The organism is Stappia indica (genome assembly GCF_001696535.1).
Lineage (GTDB): Bacteria > Pseudomonadota > Alphaproteobacteria > Rhizobiales > Stappiaceae > Stappia > Stappia indica.
On record NZ_MBQE01000002.1, the window covers coordinates 578,206 to 599,719 of the forward strand.

Annotated in this window: 25 protein-coding genes; 13 read left to right on the top strand and 12 right to left on the bottom strand. The window is 66.8% G+C overall.

Annotated elements, in window-relative coordinates:
• Positions 1-21: 21 nt before the first annotated feature.
• Positions 22-1,026 carry a helix-turn-helix transcriptional regulator gene (locus tag BBX35_RS10595; protein ID WP_067219568.1) on the bottom strand — a complete coding sequence of 335 codons (1,005 nt, stop codon included), beginning with the start codon at positions 1,024-1,026 and terminating at the stop codon, positions 22-24.
• A gap of 165 nt (positions 1,027-1,191) precedes the next feature.
• On the opposite strand from BBX35_RS10595, the gene BBX35_RS10600 reads away from it, so the two are divergent.
• The 7 genes from BBX35_RS10600 (at position 1,192) to BBX35_RS10630 (ending at position 8,542) form a co-directional block, all read left to right on the top strand.
• Entirely contained in the window at positions 1,192-3,372 is a 2,181-nt protein-coding gene (locus tag BBX35_RS10600) for a TonB-dependent siderophore receptor (protein WP_171901432.1), read from the top strand.
• Between the two features lie 90 nt (positions 3,373-3,462).
• Complete coding sequence (locus tag BBX35_RS10605; RefSeq protein ID WP_067219570.1) at positions 3,463-3,750, top strand: DUF2218 domain-containing protein; 288 nt, start codon at positions 3,463-3,465, stop codon at positions 3,748-3,750.
• A gap of 5 nt (positions 3,751-3,755) precedes the next feature.
• On the top strand, positions 3,756-4,736 hold the full coding sequence (locus tag BBX35_RS10610; RefSeq protein ID WP_067219574.1) for an alpha/beta hydrolase: 981 nt from the start codon (positions 3,756-3,758) through the stop codon (positions 4,734-4,736).
• Positions 4,737-4,779: 43 nt separating this feature from the next.
• Positions 4,780-5,706 carry a siderophore ABC transporter substrate-binding protein gene (locus tag BBX35_RS10615; protein ID WP_067219576.1) on the top strand — a complete coding sequence of 309 codons (927 nt, stop codon included), beginning with the start codon at positions 4,780-4,782 and terminating at the stop codon, positions 5,704-5,706.
• 43 nt (positions 5,707-5,749) lie between these two features.
• Positions 5,750-6,751, top strand: coding sequence for an ABC transporter permease (locus BBX35_RS10620; protein ID WP_067219579.1), 1,002 nt, complete (start codon positions 5,750-5,752; stop codon positions 6,749-6,751).
• A 46-nt stretch (positions 6,752-6,797) separates the two neighbouring features.
• Complete coding sequence (locus BBX35_RS10625; protein ID WP_067219582.1) at positions 6,798-7,766, top strand: iron chelate uptake ABC transporter family permease subunit; 969 nt, start codon at positions 6,798-6,800, stop codon at positions 7,764-7,766.
• Positions 7,763-8,542: an iron ABC transporter ATP-binding protein gene (locus tag BBX35_RS10630; RefSeq protein WP_067219584.1), complete on the top strand. Its 780-nt coding sequence runs from the start codon at positions 7,763-7,765 to the stop codon at positions 8,540-8,542. The genes BBX35_RS10625 and BBX35_RS10630 overlap by 4 nt, the downstream gene beginning before the upstream one ends.
• Here the strand turns inward: BBX35_RS10630 and BBX35_RS10635 are convergent.
• A complete protein-coding gene (locus tag BBX35_RS10635; RefSeq protein ID WP_067219586.1) occupies positions 8,509-9,639 on the bottom strand; it encodes an AI-2E family transporter in 1,131 nt (376 codons plus the stop codon). The two genes, BBX35_RS10630 and BBX35_RS10635, sit on opposite strands and share 34 nt — an antisense overlap.
• Positions 9,640-9,840: 201 nt before the next feature.
• The gene (locus BBX35_RS10640) at positions 9,841-11,445 is read right to left on the bottom strand and encodes a CHASE domain-containing protein (protein ID WP_083206199.1); all 1,605 of its coding nucleotides are present in this window, start codon (positions 11,443-11,445) and stop codon (positions 9,841-9,843) included.
• Between the two features lie 171 nt (positions 11,446-11,616).
• On the opposite strand from BBX35_RS10640, the gene BBX35_RS10645 reads away from it, so the two are divergent.
• Positions 11,617-11,814, top strand: coding sequence for a CsbD family protein (locus tag BBX35_RS10645; RefSeq protein WP_067219589.1), 198 nt, complete (start codon positions 11,617-11,619; stop codon positions 11,812-11,814).
• Positions 11,815-11,894: 80 nt separating this feature from the next.
• Here the strand turns inward: BBX35_RS10645 and BBX35_RS10650 are convergent, their stop codons facing one another.
• Entirely contained in the window at positions 11,895-12,689 is a 795-nt protein-coding gene (locus BBX35_RS10650) for a response regulator (RefSeq protein ID WP_067219590.1), read from the bottom strand.
• Between the two features lie 138 nt (positions 12,690-12,827).
• Between BBX35_RS10650 and BBX35_RS10655 the strand changes: the two genes are divergently transcribed.
• Together BBX35_RS10655 and BBX35_RS10660 are read left to right on the top strand one after the other, a co-directional pair.
• Positions 12,828-13,028, top strand: coding sequence for a NepR family anti-sigma factor (locus BBX35_RS10655; protein ID WP_067219593.1), 201 nt, complete (start codon positions 12,828-12,830; stop codon positions 13,026-13,028).
• Entirely contained in the window at positions 13,025-13,558 is a 534-nt protein-coding gene (locus BBX35_RS10660) for a sigma-70 family RNA polymerase sigma factor (RefSeq protein WP_067219595.1), read from the top strand. The genes BBX35_RS10655 and BBX35_RS10660 overlap by 4 nt, the downstream gene beginning before the upstream one ends.
• Before the next feature lie 39 nt (positions 13,559-13,597).
• Here the strand turns inward: BBX35_RS10660 and BBX35_RS10665 are convergent, their stop codons facing one another.
• The 3 genes from BBX35_RS10665 to BBX35_RS10675 form a co-directional block, all read right to left on the bottom strand.
• Entirely contained in the window at positions 13,598-14,023 is a 426-nt protein-coding gene (locus tag BBX35_RS10665) for a hypothetical protein (protein WP_141402587.1), read from the bottom strand.
• A 5-nt stretch (positions 14,024-14,028) separates the two neighbouring features.
• The gene (locus tag BBX35_RS10670; protein WP_067219601.1) at positions 14,029-14,379 is read right to left on the bottom strand and encodes an ElaB/YgaM/YqjD family protein; all 351 of its coding nucleotides are present in this window, start codon (positions 14,377-14,379) and stop codon (positions 14,029-14,031) included.
• 122 nt (positions 14,380-14,501) lie between these two features.
• A complete protein-coding gene (locus BBX35_RS10675; RefSeq protein ID WP_067219603.1) occupies positions 14,502-15,059 on the bottom strand; it encodes a PRC-barrel domain-containing protein in 558 nt (185 codons plus the stop codon).
• 547 nt (positions 15,060-15,606) lie between these two features.
• Here BBX35_RS10675 and BBX35_RS23655 point away from each other — a divergent pair.
• Positions 15,607-15,783, top strand: a complete 177-nt coding sequence (locus BBX35_RS23655; RefSeq protein WP_171901433.1) for a hypothetical protein — start codon at positions 15,607-15,609, stop codon at positions 15,781-15,783.
• 90 nt (positions 15,784-15,873) lie between these two features.
• A complete protein-coding gene (locus BBX35_RS10685; protein ID WP_067219609.1) occupies positions 15,874-16,053 on the top strand; it encodes a DUF1328 domain-containing protein in 180 nt (59 codons plus the stop codon).
• 308 nt (positions 16,054-16,361) lie between these two features.
• Here the strand turns inward: BBX35_RS10685 and BBX35_RS10690 are convergent, their stop codons facing one another.
• From BBX35_RS10690 to BBX35_RS10710, 5 genes are all read right to left on the bottom strand, one after another.
• Positions 16,362-18,014, bottom strand: coding sequence for a sensor histidine kinase (locus BBX35_RS10690; protein ID WP_067219611.1), 1,653 nt, complete (start codon positions 18,012-18,014; stop codon positions 16,362-16,364).
• The gene (locus BBX35_RS10695; protein ID WP_067219613.1) at positions 18,001-18,579 is read right to left on the bottom strand and encodes a sigma-70 family RNA polymerase sigma factor; all 579 of its coding nucleotides are present in this window, start codon (positions 18,577-18,579) and stop codon (positions 18,001-18,003) included. The genes BBX35_RS10690 and BBX35_RS10695 overlap by 14 nt, the downstream gene beginning before the upstream one ends.
• The gene (locus BBX35_RS24090; protein WP_067219615.1) at positions 18,579-18,770 is read right to left on the bottom strand and encodes a NepR family anti-sigma factor; all 192 of its coding nucleotides are present in this window, start codon (positions 18,768-18,770) and stop codon (positions 18,579-18,581) included. Before BBX35_RS24090 ends, BBX35_RS10695 begins: the two co-directional genes overlap by 1 nt.
• Positions 18,771-18,884: 114 nt before the next feature.
• On the bottom strand, positions 18,885-19,076 hold the full coding sequence (locus BBX35_RS10705) for a PLD nuclease N-terminal domain-containing protein (protein WP_067219617.1): 192 nt from the start codon (positions 19,074-19,076) through the stop codon (positions 18,885-18,887).
• A 202-nt stretch (positions 19,077-19,278) separates the two neighbouring features.
• Positions 19,279-20,292: a LacI family DNA-binding transcriptional regulator gene (locus tag BBX35_RS10710; RefSeq protein WP_067219620.1), complete on the bottom strand. Its 1,014-nt coding sequence runs from the start codon at positions 20,290-20,292 to the stop codon at positions 19,279-19,281.
• Positions 20,293-20,483: 191 nt separating this feature from the next.
• Between BBX35_RS10710 and BBX35_RS10715 the strand changes: the two genes are divergently transcribed.
• Positions 20,484-21,500 carry a TRAP transporter substrate-binding protein gene (locus BBX35_RS10715; protein ID WP_067219622.1) on the top strand — a complete coding sequence of 339 codons (1,017 nt, stop codon included), beginning with the start codon at positions 20,484-20,486 and terminating at the stop codon, positions 21,498-21,500.
• Positions 21,501-21,514: the final 14 nt, after the last annotated feature.

Below are 21,514 nucleotides of genomic sequence, written 5' to 3' on the forward strand. Positions count from 1 at the left end.
CGTCCTGGCTGAAGCCCCGTCTCAGGCGCGGGCGCTGCGCCGTGCCTCGCGCGGGGAGATGCCGAAGGCGCGCTTGAAGGCGGTGGCGAAGTTGGCCGGGCTGCTGTAGCCGGCCAGGTGGGCAGCTTCGGCGACGGTGATGCCCTCGCGCTCCAGCAGCTGCCGCGCCCGCACCAGGCGGGTGCTGCGGACATATTCCGACACCGTGCCGCCATGGGCGAGGCGAAACAGGCGCTGCATCTTGCTGAGGCTGACCCCGCATTGCCGGGCAAGCTGATCCAGCGACAGGCCGTCGGCCTCCGGGTCGGCCAGCACGTCCTTGATCGCCTGCAGGCGCCGCTGCTCGACGGGCGACAGCTCGGTGCGCAGCGCCTCGCGCCCTTCGCCCGCGAGCGCGGCGAAGGCCTCGGCGACAAGGTCGAGCGCCCGGCTTTCCAGATACAGGCTCTCGGAAAAGCTGCCATCATGCGGGGGATGCAGCATCTGCTCGGCAATGGCGATCATCGCCGGGCTGGCCACCCAGTCGAAGCGGGCGAGATGGGTGTCGCAGAACGCGCGCACCGTCTCGCGCCCGGCAATGTCGTCGATGCCGCTTTCCGCCAGCCATTGCGGCGACATGGTCACGATCACCTTGCGCAGCCGGTCGCCCTTGCGGGCATGGCGGACGAAGCGGTCGGGCCGTGTGCGCGACATCAACACGCCGCGCACCGGCTCGTTCTCGTGCCGGCCGACATTGAGCGGCACCCCGCCGATGGTCGCATCGACGCCGCCGTCCAGGAACAGCATCAGCGTCAGGCCGGGCGGTTGCTCGATGGTGGTGGCGATGTCCTGCAGCGTCACCGTGTCGGAGGTATGGACGTTCAGCCCCGTGCGCAGGCGCGTCATCCGGTGGTCGCCGTGCAGCACCGCCGCGCGCGAAGATGTCAGCGGCCGCAGCAACTGGAATCCGGGGCCGGTGACGGCCGCGCAGTCCTGCAGGTCGTTGGCGAGAACGTCGTTATCCCTGATGTTGCAGCCGGTTGACATTGTCGTGGCCGCCTCTCCTGCGGGCACCGCGCGCCGCGCAAACATCTTTGACGCCTGCGCAAAGGTCCGGCGGTGGCATTGGTCGGGCCCTTCCTCTAACAAACATGAGTGTTTTTATCAAGTTTCTGCTCGGCACCCGCTGCCGGGCAGTGTATGGGGGTGTGCATGACTATGAAGATTGGCCATCAGGCGGTACCGGGCGAGGCTTCGCCCCGGATTGGCCGGCTTCTGCTCGCGACGACCGCGCTCGGTCTCATCCTTCCCGCTTCGGCGCTGGCGCAGGACGCGGCTCCGACCGTGCTCGACCGCATCGTCGTGCAGGGCGCCAGCTACGAGACGGACGAGAGCGACAGCTACACCACCAATCTCGTCAGCGTTGGCGAGAAGGACGTCGTGCCCGTCCGCCAGATCCCGCAGTCGACCACGGTTCTCACCCGCGAGCGGCTCGAGGACGGCGGCTACACCTCGCTCGACACGGCCCTGCGGGAGACGCCGGGCATCGTCGTGCTGAACAACGACAACGGCCGGTCCAGCCTGTTCTCGCGCGGCTTCGAGTTCGACAATCTCTACTTCAACGGCCTGCCCGCGCCGCTGTCGAGCGTCTACGGCACCCAGCCCGACATGGCAATCATCGACCATGTGGAAATCCTGCGCGGTCCGGCCGGCCTGTTCGGCGGGGCGGGCGAGCCGGCGGGCGCCATCAACATGCGCCTGAAGCAGGCCAAGAGCGATTTCGAGGCCCGCTTCGAGGGCGCCTTCGGCTCCTGGGAGCACAAGCGCGGCGAGGTCGACGTGACCGGCCGTCTCAACGAATCGGGCTCGGTGCGCGGCCGCTTCGTCGGCGTCCTCCAGCACGACAAGGGCTTCGTCGACACGACCGAGAACGGCGTCGGCGTCGCCTACGGCACGATCCAGGCCGATATCGGCGAGAGCACCACGGCCACCTTCTCGGTCAGCCACCAGGTCCGCGACATCACTCCGTTCAACGGCTTGCCGACGACGCAGAACGGCACGCTGCTCGACCTCGACCGCTCCACCTATACCGGCGCCGACTGGAACCGCTTCGACAATTCCGTCACCGACTACATCGCCGAGCTGGAGCACAAGTTCGACGACGGTGGTCATGCCAAGGTCTCGGCCCGCTATCAGGATACGGATGTCGACTTCCTCTATGCCTGGGCCAACGGCTATGTCGGCGCGGGCGGCGACATCATCTCCGGCGGCGGCGACACGGCCGACACCCGCTGGCTGGCGCGCGACTACAAGGCCGGCTCGCTCGCTCTCGATGCGCATGTCAGCAAGCCGTTCGAGCTGTTCGGCCAGGAACACAACATCATCGTCGGCGTCGACTACCAGAACACCGACGCCACGCTGCTGCAGGGCGCCGGCACCATCGCCGGCAACCAGAACATCTACAACTGGAACTCCGCGCTGCCCGAGCCGGTGGTCAATTACAACGTCCAGACGGGCACCGATTCCGACCGCTTCGGCGTCTACGGCCAGCTGCGGGTGAAGCCGATCGAGCGGCTGACCCTGATCGGCGGCGGCCGCTTGAGCTGGTACAGCGCCTCGACGACCAACCTCGTCACCGGCGCGGTCACGAGCAAGCAGGACGTCGATGCCAAGTTCACGCCCTATGCCGGCGTCGTCTTCGACCTGACCGACTGGCTCTCCGCCTATTCCAGCTACACGGAGATCTTCCAGCCGCAGACGGCAACGGACGTCGCCGGCAACATGATCGACCCGCGTGAGGGCCGGCAGTACGAGGCGGGCCTGAAGGCGGAGCTGTTCGACAGCGGCGTCAACGCCTCGCTCGCCTATTTCAACCTGCGCGACTCCAACCGCGCGGTCGCCGACCCGACGACGCCGGGGGCCTCCATCGCCCAGGGCGAGGTCGAGGTGCAGGGCATCGAGTTCGAGGCGTCGGGCTCGCCGCTGCCGGGCTGGGAGATCGCCGGCGGCTACACCTATACCGACAGCACCTATCTCAACACGGCCCAGGCCGGACAGACCTTCAGCACCTACACCCCGCAGCACATGTTCCAGCTGTGGACCAAATACGCGTTCGACGAGCGCTTCGGTGCCTTCGAGGGCGTGTTCGTGGGCGGCGGCGTCACCGCGTTCAGCTCGTTCTCGAGCGTGTCGGGCGGCGTCACCATCAAGGCGCCGGGCTATGTCACCGCCGACCTGTTGGCCGGCTACCGGATCAACGACAACTTCACCGCCACGCTGAACGTCAACAACATCTTCGACGAGAAGTACTATTCGCGCGTCGGCGGCAACTCGGTGTTCAACTTCTACGGCGAGCCGCGCAGCGCGACCTTCCGGCTCTCGGCGAAGTTCTGATCGCTTCCCCGGGGAAGCACCAAACGACACGGACGGGACGGAGACTTCTCTTCGCCCCGTCCCGCGCAACCTGATAGCGGACAGCCATTCATGCCGGGCATTCAGACGACGGTGACCACCGCCAACGCATCGCGCTACCTGCAGCAGCTGTGCAAGCACTTCGCCCACAAGGTCGAGGCCCGTTTCGACGCGACCCGCGGTGAGGTCGACTTTCCCTTCGGCGACTGCCGTCTATGGGCGGATGCGGAGCAGCTGAAGATCGAATGCGTCTCGGAGACCGAGGAGACGCTGGCGCGCACCAAGTTCGTCGTCCACGACCATCTCGAGCGCTTCTCCTGGCGGGAAAAGCCGGAGATCGTCTGGCAACCCAAGGACTGAGCTTCATGCCGCTGCCTGCCCTGCGATCCCTGATCGTGCCTTGCCTCGCGGCGCTGGTCGCGGCGGGTACCCCTGCGCGCGCGTCCGGGCAGGGCGTCGTCCCCGCGCGGATCGAGGGCGCGGTGGAGATCGCCTTCACGGCGAAGGCGAGCGGCGAGGATTTCCGCCTGCTGGTCTTCCGGCCGGAAGGCAAGGCGCCGGCCGGCGGCTGGCCGGTGCTCTACAGTTTCGACGGCGAGGACAGTTTCGCGCTCCTCACCGACATTTCCCGCACGCTCAACGGGCTCGCGGTCCGCACCGGCCGTTCGCCGGTCGCGGTCGCCGCCATCGCCTGGCCGAGGGGCCGCGCCAGCGTCGACCGGCGCGTTTACGACATGACCCCGCCGACCGCGCGGGCGGACGGCGTCCATGTCATGCCGGAGCGGCCCAATGGCCGACCCTGGCCGAAACTCGGCGGCGGCGATGCCTTTCTTGCCCTCATCGAGGACGAGGTGAAGCCGCTGGTGCACAGCGTGCTCGGCGAGAGCACCGGGCCGCAGACCCTGTTCGGCCATTCCCTCGGCGGGCTGATGGTGCTGCGCCGCCTCGTCACGGATCCGGGCAGTTTCGCCTGCTATGCGGCGAGCAGCCCCTCCATCTGGGTCGACGACCGGCAGGTCCTCGCGGATCTTGACCGTCTTCTTGCCCGCCCGCCGGCAGCCTCAGCCGATGCGTCCGTGCCGGGCCTGCGCGTCACTGTCGGAGGCGCGGAAGAAGAGTTCGGCCCGCAGGACGCGCGCGCCGGCGAGGGGGTCGAGGCCCGCCGCCGCTGGATCTCCAGCAACGCGATGGTGACCAATGCCCGCGCGCTTGCAGGCCTTGTCGAAGAAAAGGGCGAGGGGCACCTGCGCTTTTCCTACGAGGAATACGAGGGGCGTACCCACCAGACGTCCCGCATCCTTGCCGCGCTCGACGCGGTGCAACTCGCCATCGACTGCACCGACTGAGCGTGCGGCCCCAACCCGTTCCCACATCCAACGGATGGATGACATGCCCGTTCCTGCCCGCTTCCTCGCCTCCCTGCTCTCCGCCCTTGCGGCCTGCGCCCTGCTGTTCGGCGCGGCCGCGCCGCTGCACGCCGAAACGATCACGGTGGAGCACGCCCAGGACACCAGCGAGGTGCCGCTCGGCCCCGAGACGATCCTCGTCTTCGATCTTGCCGCGCTCGACACGCTGGATACGCTGGGCGTTCCCGTTGCCGGCGTGCCGGAGGGGGTGAAGCCGGCCTATCTCCGCAAATACGACGAGGCCGCCTATCCCAAGATCGGTTCGCTGTTCGAGCCGGATTTCGAGGCGGTGGCGGCCGCCGCGCCCGATCTCATCGTCACCGGCGGACGCTCGGCCGCCAAATATGCCGAGCTTGCCGTCATTGCCCCGGCGGTCGACGTCACGGTCGATGCCTCCCGCTACATCGAGGACGCCAAGAACAAGGTCCGGCTGCTGGCGCGCATCACCCGGCGCGAGGAGGAAGCCGAGCGCCGCATCGCCGCACTCGATGCCTCCATCGCCGCGCTCCAGGGCAAGGCGAAGGGCGCCGGCACCGGCCTCATCATCATGACCACCGGCGGACGCATGAGCGCCTATGGTCCCGGTTCGCGCTTCGGCATCATCCACACGGTGTTCGGCGTTGCGCCTGCCGCCGCCGACCTTGCGGTCGCGACCCACGGCCAGGCGGTCTCCTACGAATTCCTCCTCAAGACCGACCCGGACACGCTCTTCGTCATCGACCGCGATGCGGCCATCGGCCAGCGCGGCCAGGCGGCCAGCGTCCTGCTCGACAACGAGATCGTCCGCAGGACCAAGGCCTGGACCAACGGCCGGGTGGTGTATCTCGATCCCGACAGCTGGTATTTGAGCGGCACCGGCCTCACCGCCATGCAGGCGATGGTGGACGAGATTGCCGCCGCGCTCGACTGAGCGTCCTGCCGTGCGGTCCCTTCGATGAACAGCGACACCTGACATGGCGATACGACGTTCCGGCTCCCCGAACGGCCCGGCTGCGGGAGGGCTTGCCGCGGGGCTGCTCGCCCTGCTGGCGCTGGCGGTGTTGAGCCTCTTCGTCGGCGTTGCCGACCTCACCCCCGGCCGGCTGCTCGATCCGGCAACGCGGGAGGCGGCGCTGGTCGCGCTTCTCGAGAGCCGGCTGCCGCGCACCGCCGCCCTGATGCTCGCCGGCTCGTGCCTGGCGATTGCCGGCGTCATCATGCAGATGCTGACGCGCAACCGTTTCGTCGAGCCGACCACCGCCGGCACCACGGAGGCGGCCGGCCTCGGCATGCTGGTGATGCTGCTGTTCTTTCCGGGTGCCCCGGTGGTGGTGAAGTCGCTGGTCGCCGCCGGCTTCGCCTGCGCCGGCACGGCGCTGTTCCTGCGCCTTCTGCGTGCGATCCCGCCCGGCTCGCCGCTCCTGGTGCCGCTCACCGGCATCATGTTCGGCGGCATCATCGGCTCGCTCACCGCCTACATCGCCCATCACTACGGGCTGATCCAGTCTCTCGGCGCCTGGCGCAACGGCGATTTCTCGGTGGTGATCGCCGGCCGCTACGAACTGTTGTGGCTGACGCTCGCCTTGAGCGTCCTTGCCTATCTCGCCGCGGACCGCTTCACCATCGCCGGGCTCGGGCGCGACATGAGCCGCAATCTCGGCCTCGACCACGGGCGCACGCTCATTGTCGGCCTCGTCATCGTCTCGCTCATCTCGGCGCTGGTGGTGACGACGGTCGGCTCGATTCCCTTCCTCGGGCTGGTGGTGCCCAATCTCGTCAGCCTCGCCATGGGCGACAACCTGCGCCGCTCGCTGCCATGGATGGCGATCTGCGGCGCCGGCCTGGTGCTCGCCTGCGACATTGCTGGCCGCCTCATCGTCGCGCCCTACGAGATCCCGGCCGGCACCGTGTTCGGCGTGCTCGGCAGCCTCGTCTTCCTCTACCTCCTGCTTGGACGTCCCTCCCGTGCCGCATGATCGCGCTCTCCCGGCCGCGCTTTTTCGCGGCGGCCTCAAGGACAGCTTGCGCCGGCCCGCCGTGGTCCTGTCCCTGCTGGCGCTGGCGGTTCTCGTTGTGGCGGTCGCCTTCATGACCGTCGGGGTCAAGGGCAACTGGGAGTTCGCGCTGGCCTTTCGCGGGCGCAAGCTGCTGGCGATCTGCGTGGTGGCGAGCGCCATCGCCATCTCGACGGTGATCTTCCAGACGATTGCCGGCAACCGCATCCTCACCCCGTCGATCATGGGCTTCGATGCGCTCTATGCGCTGCTGCAGACGTGCTTCGTCTTCTTCCTCGGCTCGGCGCGGCTGGCCAGCATCGACACCCGGCTGCTCTTCGCGGTGGAAACGCTGGCGACGCTCGCCTTCTCGCTGGCGCTCTATCGCTGGCTGTTCCTCGGCGCGCGGCGGGGCCTGCAGGTGCTGCTGCTGGTCGGTGTCGTCTTCGGCCTGCTGTTCCGCGGCACCATGGTGCTGCTGCAGCGGGTCATCGATCCGAACGAATTCGTGGTGTTGCAGGACCGGCTCTTCGCCAGCTTCAACGGCGTCGCGCCGGACCTTCTGGTCGTTGCCACGCTGGTGATCGTCGCCGTGTCGCTGGTGCTGTGGCGAATGCGCGACCGACTCGACGTGCTGCTGCTCGGCCGCGACCAGGCGATCAACCTGGGGCTCGACTACCGGCGCACCATCTCGCTGATCCTGATCCTCGTCTCGCTGCAGGTCGCCGTCGCCACCGCCCTTGTCGGCCCGCTCAACGGCTTCGAGCCGGTCAGCTTCTTCGGCCTCCTGGTCGCCAATGTCGCCTATCTCTTGGTGCCGGGCTTCCGCCATGCGCATGTGCTGGCCGGGGCGGCGCTCATCGGCATCCTGCTGCTGGCCGGCGGCCAGCTCGTGCTGGAGCAGCTGCTGGGCTTCGGCTCGGCGGTCGGCATCGTCACCGAGTTCATCGGCGGCATTCTGTTCATCGTCATGCTGCTGAGGGGAATGGCGCGTTGATCGAGATCGAGGGACTGACCAAGGCCTATGAAGGACATGTCGTCGTCGACGGCGTCAGCCTGACCATCCCGCGCGGCGGGCTCACCGGCATCATCGGCCCGAACGGGGCGGGCAAGTCGACGCTGCTCGGTCTGATCGCGCGGCTGCTCGCCGCCGACCGCGGCACGGTCACCGTCGATGGGCTGGATGTCGCCACCACTGCGGGCGAAGCGCTGTCGCGCCGGCTCTCGGTCCTCAAGCAGGACAACAGCATTGCCGCCCGGCTCACCGTGCGCGATCTCGTCGCCTTCGGCCGCTATCCGCATTCGCGCGGGAGGTTGGGGGAGGCGGACCATGCGATGATCGGCCGGGCGCTTTCCTATCTCGGGCTCGAGCCCATCGCCGACCGCTTTCTGGATGAACTCTCCGGCGGCCAGCGCCAGCGCGCCTATGTCGCCATGGTGCTGGCGCAGGACACGGACTACATGCTGTTCGACGAGCCGCTCGCCAGCCTCGACATCCGCCATGCGGTGTCGATGATGCACTTGCTGCGCGATGCCTCGCGCCGCTTCGGAAAGGCGGTGGTGGTCGTCCTCCACGACATCAACATCGCGGGAAACTTCTCCGACCGGATCATCGGCATGAAACAGGGGCGGGTGCTGTGCCACGGCAGCGCCGGCGAGGTGATGACCGGCGCCAACCTGACGGCGATCTACGACATTCCCATCGCTGTGCACCGGCTGGAGGGCCAGTTCGTGACGACCTACACGCTGCCCGAGGGCGCCGACGGGGCCTGAGCCGGGGCGCCGGAGGCGGGCGGCACGGCCAGTCCGATCGGCGAGGCTTCGCTCTGGGACGCCTCGGTCACCTCGCTCAGCGGCAACAGGTTGGTCAGCACCGTGTCGAGGATCAGCAGGCAGGGCACGGCGATGAAGCCGCCGACCGGCCCCCATAGCCAGATCCACAATGCGATGGCCAGCAGCACCACGAACGGGTTCAGCGTCATGGTGCGGCCGAGCACCGCCGGGGTCAGGAACTGCGCTTCCATCAGGTTGAGGAACAGGTAGACCAGCGGCGGCGCCAGGATGCCGAAGGTCGTGTCCGAGGTGGCAAGGCCGACGCCGGTCAGCAGCAGGGCCATCACCGCCGGGCCGATATAGATCACGTAGTTCAGCACCCCGGCGAGCAGACCCCACAGCATTGGCGAGGGTACGCCGAGCGCCCACAGGGCCAGCGACACGGCCAGTCCGAGGATGATGTTCACGGCGGTGATCGACAGCAGGTAGCGCGACACGCGCACCTCGACATCCTCGAAGATGCGCCGTGTGGTGGCGCGCAGCGCCGAGGTCGGGCAGAAGGCGAGCACCGCCTCGCGGAACTGCTTCCGCGTGGCGATGAAGAAATACATGCTGGCGAGAAACAGCACGATCTGCGCCATCAGCGCCGGGGCGAAATAGGCGACGCTCTCCACCGCCGAGGTGTCGTCCACCTCCACCTTCATGCCCGTCGTCTGGCCGAGCGCGGAGCGCAGCTCCTCCTGCATGCCGCCGAAGGAGGCGATGACGCCCTGCCAGCTGGTCAGCTGCGATTGCAGCTTCTCCCAGATGTCCGGCAGCTTGTCCATCCAGTCGGAAAGGGGAACGGCAAAGGCCGTCGCGGTCATCGCGATCAGGCTCAGAAAGGCTGCGACGACGCCGAGCGCCGAGATCCAGGTGGGAATGCCGAACTGCTCGATCGTGTCGGAGAGCGGGCCGAACATCAGCCCGATGACCACGGCAAGGAAAATCGGCGCGAGGATCATCTGGGCGTGGTCGATGGCAAGAATGACGGCCAGAAGGCCGATCACGACCACCGCAAGGCGCGCCGCATTGGCCAGCACCGTTTCCCAATCCATCGCTGACAAGATCGTCTCCATCCCCCGGGTTGCGCGACCGTGCGCCGCGCTCGCGGCGGGGCGTCGGTGGGGCCGGCATCGCTGTCCCGACAACAGCAGCAGACGACCTCCCATCTTCAACGTGACAGCCGGCAAAAAGGTTCCCTGCGGCGATGACGGCGCGCGATCGAAACCTATGGAGACGTCGGCCGGCCGGGCCGCTCAGGTGTCGGCGAGCGGGATCACCATGCGCACGCTCATCCCGTCGGGCCGCAGCTCGCGCTCCAGCTGGCCGCCCAGTTCGCCGCGGATATTGGCGTCGATCAGCCGCGTGCCGAAGCCGGAGGTGGGGATCGGACCGGAGGTGTCGATCGGCCCCGACGAGGTCTCCACCCAGCTGAGCTGCAATTCGCGATGCTTGCGCCGGCCGGTAACCGTCCAGGAAATGCGCAGGTCGCCCTCGCCGAAGGAGATGCCGCCGTATTTCAGCGCATTGGTCGCCAGTTCGTGGAAGGTCAGGCCGAGCGCCTGGGTGGTGCGTTCGTCGAGCAGCACCTTCGGCCCGTCGATCCGCTCGTCGTAGTCCGACCCCAGCACCTGCTTCAGTTCGGTTGCCAGCAGCTCGCGCAGGTCCGCCTGGCGCCAGTGCGAGCGGGTCAGCATGTCCTGGGCGTTCGCCATGGCGTGCAGGCGCGCGGAGAAGGACTGGGAGAACTCGTCGATCGTGTCCGAACTGGCGGCGGTCTGGCGGGCGATGGCCAGCACCCGGGCGATGGAGTTCTTGATCCGGTGCTTCATCTCCTGAAGCATCAGGTCCTTCTCCTGCACCGCCTTCTGCGAGGCGGCGTGCAGCGCCCGGGCCGCCCGTACCGACTTGATCTGGAAGCGCGTCGACATGGCCAGCGCCAGCGCCAGCAGCAGCGAGGTCGCGCCGGTCACGATGGAGTAGAGATGCTGGACCCGGCCACGGAACTCCGGCGTGGCGTGGACGCTGAACGTCCACCGGCGTCCGGCGACATCCAGCACGCTCTGGGTCTTCAGGTTCTTGTAGGCGTCGCTCTCGCCATAGCCCGGCGAGCGGAACAGCGGGATCGCCTCCTCGCCGGTCGTGTCTAGGGTCTGGAAGGTCAGAGGCAGGCGGTCAGAGCCGCCAAGGGCGGCATCGTGCAGGTCGCCGGCGCGAAAGGGCGAATAGACGAAGCCGGCGACCGGCCCGTCCGCCTGCGGGCGAAAGGGGATGTAGACCAGGAAGCCGGCCTGCTTGTCCTCGGTGATCTCCTGGGCGAGCTCCACCGGCGCGCTGGCGCGCGGAGCGCCGCTGTCCAGCGCCGCCAGCATCGCCTCGCGACGGCGCGCATCGCTGAACATGTCGAAGCCGAGCGCCGCCCGGTTCATCTCGTCCGGCGGCTCCAGCAGGACGATGGGCGTGCGCCGCTCCATCTCGGTGTCCGGCCAGACCACCCGGTCGATGCCGTAGGCTTCGGCGATGTCGCGCTCGGTCCCGGCCTCCTCGCCGGTGCGGATCAGCCGGGCATAGCCGATGCCGCGGATGCCCTCGTAGTCCTTCTCCAGGCCGAGCGAGGCGGTGAAGCGGGCCAGCGCGTCGCGCGAGACTTCCTCGTCGGTGGCGGCGAAGAAGGCGTGGGTGGAGACGAGCAGGGCGATGTGCTGGCGCACGCGGTTGCCGACGCGGTCGGCCGCGGCCTGCGCGATGGTTTCGAAACGGATCCGGTCGGCGGCGTTTTCCGCACGGTAGACGACGCTGGTCATGCCGGCGCCGGCCAGGGCGACGACTAGCAGAATGCTCGGAGGCAGGAGCCGGATCACGTCATTTTTCCATCGTGCCGAGTCCTTCGCTTGCGCAGCCTCGCCTGCGCTCCGTCCCGCTGCGGCCCCCGCGGAAACGGCACGTTCTCAGTGTCTGCGCGGGAACCTTTTTCCCGAACAGGGGTTCATCTGATGCGAGGTCGGCTCGCATCGAAGTACAAGGAGAGTTTCATGAACTGGAACCAGATCGAAGGCAACTGGGAACAATTCAAGGGCAAGGTCCAGGAGCGCTGGGGACACCTCACCGGCGACGACATGGACGTGATCGCCGGCAACCGCAAGCAGCTGGTCGGCAAGATCCAGGAGCGCTACGGCGTTGCCGAAGAGAACGCCCAGCGTGAGGTCGACGACTGGCTGAGCCGTTCGTAAGTTTCCGGCGTCCCGCATGAAATGCCCCGCGCCACCGATGAGGTGGCGCGGGGCCGGTTCTGGACGGGAGACAAGACCAATCAGGCCGCCGCTTCGACGGTCTGGTCGAAGAACAGGGCCTGGCTGATCAGCGCCCGCACCATGTCGGGATTGAACGGCTTGGTGATCAGGAAGGCCGGCTCCGGACGCTCGCCCGTGAGCAGACGCTCCGGGAAGGCGGTGATGAAGATCGCCGGCATCGGCTCGCTCTTCAGAATGTCGTTCACCGCATCGATGCCCGAGCTGCCGTCGGCCAGCTGGATGTCGGCGAGAATCATCCGCGGCTTCTTGCGCGTGAACAATTCGACCGCTTCCTTGTGGGTGCGGGCGACGCCGCAGACCCGGTGACCCAGCTCCGTGACGATATGCTCGATATCCATGGCGATCAGCGGCTCGTCCTCGATGATGAGGATGTCCGTGGCGATCTGCTGGGAGATGTTGCGGGCTGCGTCCGACAGCAGCACCTCGACCTCGTCCACCGGCACGTCGAGGATCTGCGCGGTTTCCTCCGGCGCGAAACCTTCCACCGATGTCAGGAGAAACGCCTGCCGCTCCGGGGAGGGGAGCATGGCCAGGTTCGCCGTTGCCCGGCGTTCCCAGGCGAAGGGCGAATCGAGGTTCGGAATGTCCATCTGGACCGATCCGAAGACGGCCGCGAAGACCTTGTACAGGGATACCCGGTCGCTTCCGGTTTCCGGGAAGGAGGAGACGTCGGCTATCAGCGCCTCCAGCGTGGTGGCGACATAGGCGTCGCCAGACTGCTGCGACCCGGTCACCGCTCTTGCGTATCGACGCAAGTAGGGGAGGTGGGGCGCAATACGTTGCGAAAGTGGCATGTGGAACTCCCTGTCTGCCCGTCCGGGCGCTCAACACCAGTCTAACGTGGCTTGCGGAGAAAAGTTCCCTGCCCGGCACCATTTTTTTTCATTGCCCGTTATACTGTGGGGCGAATTGGATGAACCGGGTGTTTTCGGATGAATGGAACCAGGAAGACGGTGACGGGTCGCTCCGCCGTCGCCGACGCGGAGAACGCCGCAAGCCAGGAATATATCACGCAGCGCCTGCGCGAGCTCTACGACACGATACAGGAAGAGGGGACGCCGGGACGGTTCCTCGATCTGCTGGAACAGCTCGACGAGGCGGAAAAGGCAGCCTCGGAGAAATCCGATAAATGACGAGCGCGCCATCTTCGGCCGACTTCAAGCGCGAGATGCTGGCTCAGCTTCCTGCCTTGCGCGCCTTTGCCGTCTCGCTGTGCGGACGCGCGGATCTGGCCGACGATCTGGTTCAGGACACGATCCTCAACGCCTGGAAGGCGCGTCAGAGCTTCATTGCCGACACCAACATGCGGGCCTGGCTGTTCCGTATCCTGCGCAATTGCTTCTACAGCCTGCTGCGCAAGTCCTCCCGCGAGGTCGAGGACGAGGACGAAAAGCTTGCCTTGCAGCTGTCGGTCCAACCCAGCCAGCACGCCTCCATCGCCATGACCGAATTCCGAAGCGCGCTCGATGCCCTGCCGAGCGACCAGCGCGAGGCGATCGTGCTCGTCGGCGCCTCCGGCTTTTCCTATGAGGAGGCGGCCGAGATCTGCGGCTGCGCCACCGGCACGCTGAAAAGCCGCGTCCACCGGGCGCGGGCACGGCTGCGGGAGCTCATGGAGCTGCCCGAGGGCGAGGCGGACGAGCCGGTCGGCTCCTCCGTCTGACGTTTCTTCGCCGGAAACTCCTTCCCCCGACGGTTCGGATCACTCCTGCTCATCCCCGCCGCGGCGCAGCGCCATCAGCACGGCGAGACCGGCAACCGCTGCCACCGCCATGCCCTTGCGCGACTGCAGCATCGGCAAAGCTGCGGCGATCATCGCCGTGGTCGCCAGCGTGCGCTGGCTGTCGTTCTTGCGCTGGCGCCGGCGTTCGACCGCATTGCTGATCGCAAGGCCGAGAAGCGCCAGGGCGGCGAGACCCACCTGCGACAGGCAGACCATCAGCGCGGCGGTCGCCGGCGGATAGTGCGCCGCCAGTGCCAGGCCGGCGGCGACGAGCGCCGCTGCATAGGCGGCGAAGGCGAACAGTCCGGCCAGCGCCCAGAACAGGGCCGAGCGGCGGGCTCGGCGCAGGGCTGCGCCGAGGTCCACCGAGAGCATCGATGCCAGGATAGGGGCAAGACGCAACATCGCGGTCAACGCCGCGACAGCAGGGCGATCAGGAAGCCGATGCCGGCTGCGATGCCGAGCGACTGCAGCGGCTTGCGGCGGACATGGGAGGTCAGCGACTGCTCGAGGCGGTTCAGCTCCTCGGTGAGGCTGTCGAGCGTCTGCTGCGACACGTCGGCGATGTCCTTGCCGGCCTTGCTGGCGCGCTCGGTATATTCGCCGGTCTTCTCGGTGCCGTAGCGCGAGATCGACTTGGCCAGGGACGAGATATCGCCGCGCAGACGGTCGATGTTCTCCTGGATGGTCGCGGCTTCGTCCTCGGCGCGGGCAGCCTTGGCAGCAGCGGCAGCGGACTTGGTGTCGGCGGTATTCGGCATGAAAGTCTCCTTCTCGGAAGACAAGCCCGCACCCTCGCATTACGGGAGCAGGCAAAGGAGGGGAACGGGCAAAGGAGGCGCCGACTGCGCCGGCACCTCCCTTGACTGCCTGTGTCGATCGATTACTCGACCGGGGTCACGGAGTCGGCAGAGAACTCCGGCATCGCTTCCAGGGTCTCCTGGGTCTGCGTGGTGTAGATGCGGGCATCACCGTTCTCGTCGCGACGGACCTCCAGCGAGGAGAGCTCCACGGCGACCGGCTTGGCACCGATGCCCAGGAAGCCGCCAACGTCGACAACCATGGCCTCGATCTTGCCGTCGGCCGCGACGACCACATCGGAAACCTCGCCGATGTCGCTGTCGTCAGCGCTGTAGACGGTGCTGCCGATCAGCTCCTCGGCGGTGGTCACGCCGACCTCGGCCAGAATGTCGCGCTCTTCGACGGCAGGGGCGGCGGCGGTGTCGCCGGTGGTTGCCGGAGCTTCCATGCTGGGAGCAGCGTCCATGCTCGGAGCGGTGGTCGGGGCGGCCGCGTCACCAGCCGGAGCCGGCTGCGTCGCGTTCATCTCGGGAGCCGCCGGGGTCATGCCGGTGTCTTCGTTCAGTTTCTGGTCCTGAGCGAGGGCGCCGGTGGTCAGAGCGGCGGCAAGAGCGGTCGTCGTCAGAAGCGTGCGGATCATGTCTTTAGTCTCCTGATTTGTTGTCTCGTGACCTCCACCTTCGTGCCGATCTTGGGTTCGGCTCAGGTTTCGTCTTGGTCACGACAGAAGAACCCGCTCGCCGGAGAAAGGTTCCGGCCGCGTTTCCGATTTTTCGATTTCGCATGTGCTTTTCTGTCCGCGTCCCTGTCCGGGCCCGTGTCCGTCCCACCTGGTCCCCAGGCGCTGTCGCGGCGGTTCGGGCCGCAAGCCTCAAGAAGAACGCGCGCGCGTATACCGCGCGTGTAGGGGGAGGCCTTTTCGCTACCGGGGTGCCCGGAACGGGCCAGAAAAACGGGCCGGAAAAACGCACCGGAAAAAATTTCGAAAAAACTCACCCGCGGTCCCGAGGGCCGGCCTTGCCCCCTGGTCCGGAGGCCCGGGCGGGCGGCGGGGAACGAAAAAACGCGGAAGAAAGTTCGCGGCGATGCGTCCTGAGGCCTGGCTCTCGATCCTGATGTCGACCTTCCGCCCCCTGTGCTCGCCCTTCCATCCAGGCCGTTGCACCGGACTCTCGTGCAGGGGCCCCGTGTTCTCGCTGCTCGCGGAGAGCTTTCAGAAGCGTCAGAATCCCAATGTTCCTGCGGGGCAGCACGTTTTCTTCAAAAAAAGTTCAGTGCAGATTGAACAAATTCGCCGCTGGTGGGTTGACTTCATGACCATGCACGATGGTGCAAACTTAAGGCAGGTGGGGTTGTTGCAGTAATCGACCCGTTCTTGTCGCCGCATGGGACATGAGTACCGGTTTCGCAGACTGTATTGCGGCAACCGGGAAGCTGTTCAAAGGAGAAATATCATGTTCGGTTGGGCTCTGACCTTCCTTGTTGTCGCGCTGATCGCGGCGGTGCTGGGTTTCGGCGGAATCGCCGGCACGGCCATGGGTATCGCCAAGCTGATCTTCGTCGTGGCGATCATTCTCTTCGTGATTTCGCTGGTCTACGGCCTGATCAGCGGTCGTCGTCCTCCGACGGTCTGATAGCAGCCGATCGACCGTCGACGCAGGCGGCCTGCTCACTCCTCCCTCGTCTGTCCGCCTGCCTGTTGCGCCGCGGGGTCTCAACCCCCGCGGCGCCTTTTTTTGTGGCGGCAATGGCCGCGCGTTCGGGGCAGGGGTAGGGGAGCTTTCTTGCTCAGCCCGCTAACCCCGTTCCGCCTGCTCCCCCCGTTACGCCCCCCCCCCATCCGTTGGCTCCGGCAACGCAAAAAGCCGACAGGATCGCTCCTGTCGGCTGCAGCAAGATCGGTCGGTGTTTCGAAGAGGGCCGGAGAGGCGAGGGGTAGCCTTCAGTGCATGGATGCGGAGGTCTGCGCCGGAGGGATCGGATGGAGGGGGATCTCCAGGCGGGCGATGGCGTCTTCCATGCCGCAGGTCGCGTCCAGCTGGTGCAGATAGGCATGCACAAGACGCGAGCGCAGCGAGGTCGGGGCGCCGGTCTCGTTCCCGTCGAGCGTGTCGTTGATCTGGCTGGCGCCGGAAATCACCATAGCGATGCGTTCGGCCCCGCTCAGCTCGATGGACACGACCTCTCCCGGCAGCAGGCAATCGAAGCGTGGCGGCAGCAGCTCGGCCAGGATGAAGGCGAGCGGGATCGCCCGGTCGAGATCGATTTCCGCCGCGTTGGCGCCGGCATTCGTCTGGATCCGCACCCGTCCCTGCGGCAGCATCGCCGGCCCGCGCAGGCCTTCCACCACCTCGTGCACCAGGGCGGTGAGTGCGACATTGGTGCCCTCGGTCGAGGCGTAGGACACGCGATAGGCGGCGGCGATCGCCAGGATCCGCTCCAGCGTCACCCTGAGCGCGGCCTTCTCGCGCGGACCCGTCGCATCGCGCCGCTGCATGCTCACCAGGCTGATGATCATCTGCAGGGTGTTCTTGATGCGATGGTGCAGCTCGCGGCTGAGCCGGCGCTGCTCGGCGAGCGCGGCCTCGGTGTCGTGCGTACGCCGCTCGATCCGGTCGGCCATCATGTCGAAGGTGACGCCGAGGAGGTCGATCTCCGGCGGTGCCGATGCCAGCTGGCCGACGCGCGCCCGGGTGTTGCCCGTGCCGTATTGGCGGAAGGTGGAGTAGATGTGGCTGAGATAGCGGAGCAGGAAGCGCTGGATGCCGTAGCGCAGCACCACGAAGACCACCGCCAGCAGGATCAGCGGCGGCAGCAGGGCGCGCAGCACCGTCAGCCACAGTTCCAGCCGGTGTTCGGACGAGCGGCTGGCCGTGACCACCCGGTAGTCGGTGCCGGGCAGGGTGCTGGAGCCGACGAACCAGCCGCGGTCGCTTTCGGAAAAGTCCGCCCCGTCCGCGCGCGTCTCGCCGACGATCTGCAGGAAGCTGCCGATGTCCGTCTCTTCATAGACGTGGGAGGCGAGGACGGCGCTGCTCTTGTCGACCAGCGCGAAGCCGATATTGGTCGCCGCCGTCGCCGTGATCGGGGCGATCAGCAGCGTCTGCGGGCGCAGGCCGATATCGATGCGGGTTCCGGTCGCCTCGTTGGTCCGCGAGACGGTGATCGTCTTGGCGGCGGGGCCGGTGACGGCTTCGTTGGGGGCGCCGACAGGGCGCTCGTTCACCGTGCCGTCCTCGTCGAGGCCGATGTTGCACATCGGGATCTCGCCCCGATAGATCGAAAGCTCGGTGGCCTCGATCAGGTCCTCGCGCATGGAGGCGAATACACGCCGACAATCTCCCAGGACCTGAGGGTCGAGGGAGTTGAGGGCGCTGGCATAACCTTCAGCACGCGCAATCACCTTCGCGCTGGACTGTCCGATCAGGCGGGCATAATCCAGGAAGCGCTTGTGCTCCTCCTGGGAACGTCTTTCGAGATCGGAATAGGACAGCAGGAAGGCGAGAGCGGCGAGGGGAATGAGGGCTGCCGCGATATGGGCGAACAGCCTTCGATCAAGCCGGGTGCTGTTGGGCGGCAGTTTACTCCATGGCACTGATCTTCACCGTCGAACCGGGAGAAAGGGCGAGGACAGCTTCCACGGCTCGATCCGGTCCGAACTCGCTCGTCGACTCTGTTCCCATGATGTCGGCCAGCCGCGAACGGGCGCGGTTGACGCGACTTTTTACCGTGCCGATGGCGCAGCCGCAAATTTCAGCAGCTTCTTCATAAGAAAAGCCAGAGGCGCCAATGAGGATCAGCGCTTCGCGCTGGTCGTCGGGGAGCTGGTCGAGGGCGCGGCAGAAGTCATCGAGGTCGAGGTGACCCGTCTGATTCGGGTGCGCGGCGAGCGTCGCGGAGTAGCGGCCGTCCACGTCCTGCACCTCGCGCTTGCGCTTGCGATGGGTCGAGTAGAGCGTGTTGCGCAGGATGGTGAACAGCCAGGCCTTCATGTTGGTGCCGGGCTCGAAGCGGCCGAGATTGGTCCACGCCTTCATCAGGGCTTCCTGGACCAGATCGTCGGCGCGGTCGCCCATGCCCACCAGCGACGCGGCGAAGGCGCGCAGGCTCGGGATGCAAGCCACCATCTCGTTTTTCAGCTCGAGGCTGTGCTCGCTCATTACCGGGCCTCCCCCTCGGAACCGCTTTCGTCATCAAGTTTTTTCAGCAGATCCTCGAACCTTTGGGGCAGAGGCTGGGTCAGCACCTCGTTGTAGTAGGTTTGCAGCTGATTGCTGATGCGAGAGTGCACATCTCCGTCAGAGGCGTTAGGCGGCTCTTTTCTCAGGGACTTCTCGCTATAATTTAGCATTGGCAGCAAATCCTTCTTCAGCTCCGCACCGTAAACGCGCGGGGTCGGAATTGGTTCCGTCCGACCCCGGACTTTTTACTGATGCGGTCGTTGCGGGGCTGGCGAACGGGTGCGTCAAACGGTTGCCGGTCGCGAAGGACCGGCCACGAGCCATGCCAGGAAGCCGAGGACCGGCAGGAACAGGATCAGCAGGATCCAGATCACCTTGGCGGCCGTCGAGGCGCCCGACCCGATGATCTTGACGATGGCATAGACATCCAGAACCAGAATGATGAGGCCGAGCAGGCCCCCCACCTCGATACCCATGTTCACACTCCTTGTACGGCCGCTTGCGCGGCGTGCAGTTCTTCTCGTCGCCGGACGGGAGGGGGACCGGGGTGCGGCCACAGACCTGTCAAAAAAGGCGATGTCGGCAGAAGAACGCTCAAGGATGCGGTTTGGTTCCGGCGACGTAGCGGAAAGTTTGCGTGCCGTCGCAGGGCCTTCAATCGGGAACTAAATTAGCTGGTTAAAGGTATTGCGAGGGAATGTTCTCACGGAAGATCAGGTCCATCTTGAGCGGCGGGCGCAGTCCCGCGGTCCCGGCCGGCTGGGCGAAGCGGGCCAGCGTCTCGCCGATCACCTGATCCGGATCGGAATTGATCACCGCGTCCATCGTGCCCTCGATCAGCAGGCGGCGGGTGTCGGCGGTCAGGCCGTGGCCGATGAAGACGACCCTGTCGCCCGCGCCCTGTTCGGCCAGCGCCCTCGCGATGCCGTCGGACGAGCCGCCGACATTGTAGATGCCGACGAGATCCGGGTTCTGCTCCAGCAGCGAGCGGGTGTGGTTGTAGTTCTCGTTGCGGTCGTCGTGGCCCTCGCGCATGCCGACGATCCTGAGATCGGGATAGGCTTCCTCCAGCAGGCCGAGAAACCCCATCTCGCGTTCCGCGTGGGCGCGGTAGGTGCGGCTGCCGGCGACCAGAGCGACGCTGCCCTCGCGCGCGCCGCAGAACCGGCCGAGCAGCAGCGCGGCGGTGCGCCCGGCCGCCTGGTTGTCGAGCCCGACATAGGCCTCGCGCGCCGGGTGGGGCAGGTCGGAGACGATGGTGACGAGCCGGGTGCCGGCCGCGCTCACCTCTTCGGCGGCCTCGCGCACCAAGGGGTGGTCGATGGCCATGAAGGCGATGCCGTCGGCCCAGCGGGCGTGGTGGCGCAGCGCTGCGGCCAGCGCGCCGGCGTCGAAGCTCTCGATGAAGAAGCAGCGCAGGGGCGAGGCATCGCGGGTCTGGGTGTCGGCGACGCCCCGCACCTTGTCGCCGAGCAGGCGCAGATAGGGGTTGCTGCCCATCGGCAGCAGGAAGGCGACGTTCGGCGGGCGCTGGCCGCCGAGCTTCTCGCGCTCCTCCGCGCTCATGTAGCCGAGCTCCACCGCCGCCGCGAGCACCCGGGCGACCGTGCGGTCCTTGACGCCCTTGCGGCGGTTCAGCACCCGGTCGACTGTTGCCAGCGACACCCCGGCCGCCTCGGCCAGATCCGCCATGGACGGAATCTGGGTTTCTCCTGAGGGCACCTCAAAATACCTCAATATTTGATGTTTGACGTGATGCTCACGGCTTCGTAGCCTTTTGTCAAGAGGAACGGATTTCGGCGGTCTCTGCGTGTGCGGGCCCGTCAAAATACCTCATGAGCTTCCGGACAATCCGGGCCATGGAACCATCTTGGGAGGATGCAATGACCAGACAGTTTTCCCTCACGCGGCGCGGCGCCCTTGCGCTCGGTCTCGGCGCGGGTGCCTTCGCCATGGCGCCGGGCTTAGCCCGCGCCCAGTCCGTCACCCTGCGCTACGGCCACAACAACGAGCCGGCCAGCGTCGCCGGCGCCCAGGCCGACTGGTTCGCGGAAGCGGTGGGCAAGCATTCGGGCGGCGACATCGCCGTGCAGGTCTATCCCTCCTCGCAGCTCGGCAAGCTGCAGGAGCTGGCCGAGGCGGTCTCGCTCGGCACCATCGCCTTCTCGCACAACACCGCCGGCGGCATCGGCTCGCTCTACGAGCCCTTCGCCGCGCTCGACACGCCCTATCTCTACCGGGACGTCGACCACCTGATGAAGGTGATGGACATCAACTCGCCGGTGATGCAGGAGCTCAACCAGGGCCTGATCCAGGCGGCCAATGTCCGCGTGATCTACGCCCACTATTTCGGCCGCCGCAATCTCACCGCCAACAAGGCGGTCTACAAGCCGGCCGACCTTGCCGGCGAGAAGATCCGCGCCGTGCCCTTCCCGATCTACCAGGCCGCCATCGAGGGCATGGGCGCAGCCCCCGTCCCGGTCGACTGGTCGGAAGTCCCGACCGCGCTCGCCACCGGCGTCGTCGCCGGCCAGGAGAACCCGGTCAACGTCATCCTCAACGTCAAGCTGTACGACGTACAGTCCCATCTCATGCTGACCGGCCACATGTCCAATGCCGAGGTCGTCGTGATGAACGAAGACTCCTGGCAGGCCCTGTCGCCGGCCCAGAAGGAGGCGGTTGCCGCCGCCGCGCTGGAGATCCGCGAGCGCGCCACCAAGGCGATCCAGGACAACGAGGCCAAGGACACACAGGCGCTGCGCGATGCCGGCATGACGGTGATCGGCCCCGAGGACGGTCTCGACGTCGCGGCCTTCCGCGCCTCGGTCAGCAAGGTCGTCGACGAGCGCTTCGGCGAAAAATACGGTGCCCTCTACGAGAAGATCCGGGCGATCTCCTGATCGCCCGACCAATG

Coding starts and splice junctions, on each gene's coding strand:
- BBX35_RS10595 (WP_067219568.1), bottom strand. CDS start 1,026: ATGTCAACCGGCTGCAACATCAGGGATAACGACGTTCTCGCCAACGAC.
- BBX35_RS10600 (WP_171901432.1), top strand. CDS start 1,192: ATGACTATGAAGATTGGCCATCAGGCGGTACCGGGCGAGGCTTCGCCC.
- BBX35_RS10605 (WP_067219570.1), top strand. CDS start 3,463: ATGCCGGGCATTCAGACGACGGTGACCACCGCCAACGCATCGCGCTAC.
- BBX35_RS10610 (WP_067219574.1), top strand. CDS start 3,756: ATGCCGCTGCCTGCCCTGCGATCCCTGATCGTGCCTTGCCTCGCGGCG.
- BBX35_RS10615 (WP_067219576.1), top strand. CDS start 4,780: ATGCCCGTTCCTGCCCGCTTCCTCGCCTCCCTGCTCTCCGCCCTTGCG.
- BBX35_RS10620 (WP_067219579.1), top strand. CDS start 5,750: ATGGCGATACGACGTTCCGGCTCCCCGAACGGCCCGGCTGCGGGAGGG.
- BBX35_RS10635 (WP_067219586.1), bottom strand. CDS start 9,639: ATGGATTGGGAAACGGTGCTGGCCAATGCGGCGCGCCTTGCGGTGGTC.
- BBX35_RS10645 (WP_067219589.1), top strand. CDS start 11,617: ATGAACTGGAACCAGATCGAAGGCAACTGGGAACAATTCAAGGGCAAG.
- BBX35_RS10650 (WP_067219590.1), bottom strand. CDS start 12,689: ATGCCACTTTCGCAACGTATTGCGCCCCACCTCCCCTACTTGCGTCGA.
- BBX35_RS10655 (WP_067219593.1), top strand. CDS start 12,828: ATGAATGGAACCAGGAAGACGGTGACGGGTCGCTCCGCCGTCGCCGAC.
- BBX35_RS10660 (WP_067219595.1), top strand. CDS start 13,025: ATGACGAGCGCGCCATCTTCGGCCGACTTCAAGCGCGAGATGCTGGCT.
- BBX35_RS10665 (WP_141402587.1), bottom strand. CDS start 14,023: ATGTTGCGTCTTGCCCCTATCCTGGCATCGATGCTCTCGGTGGACCTC.
- BBX35_RS10670 (WP_067219601.1), bottom strand. CDS start 14,379: ATGCCGAATACCGCCGACACCAAGTCCGCTGCCGCTGCTGCCAAGGCT.
- BBX35_RS10675 (WP_067219603.1), bottom strand. CDS start 15,059: ATGATCCGCACGCTTCTGACGACGACCGCTCTTGCCGCCGCTCTGACC.
- BBX35_RS10685 (WP_067219609.1), top strand. CDS start 15,874: ATGTTCGGTTGGGCTCTGACCTTCCTTGTTGTCGCGCTGATCGCGGCG.
- BBX35_RS10695 (WP_067219613.1), bottom strand. CDS start 18,579: ATGAGCGAGCACAGCCTCGAGCTGAAAAACGAGATGGTGGCTTGCATC.
- BBX35_RS24090 (WP_067219615.1), bottom strand. CDS start 18,770: ATGCTAAATTATAGCGAGAAGTCCCTGAGAAAAGAGCCGCCTAACGCC.
- BBX35_RS10705 (WP_067219617.1), bottom strand. CDS start 19,076: ATGGGTATCGAGGTGGGGGGCCTGCTCGGCCTCATCATTCTGGTTCTG.
- BBX35_RS10710 (WP_067219620.1), bottom strand. CDS start 20,292: ATGGCGGATCTGGCCGAGGCGGCCGGGGTGTCGCTGGCAACAGTCGAC.
- BBX35_RS10715 (WP_067219622.1), top strand. CDS start 20,484: ATGACCAGACAGTTTTCCCTCACGCGGCGCGGCGCCCTTGCGCTCGGT.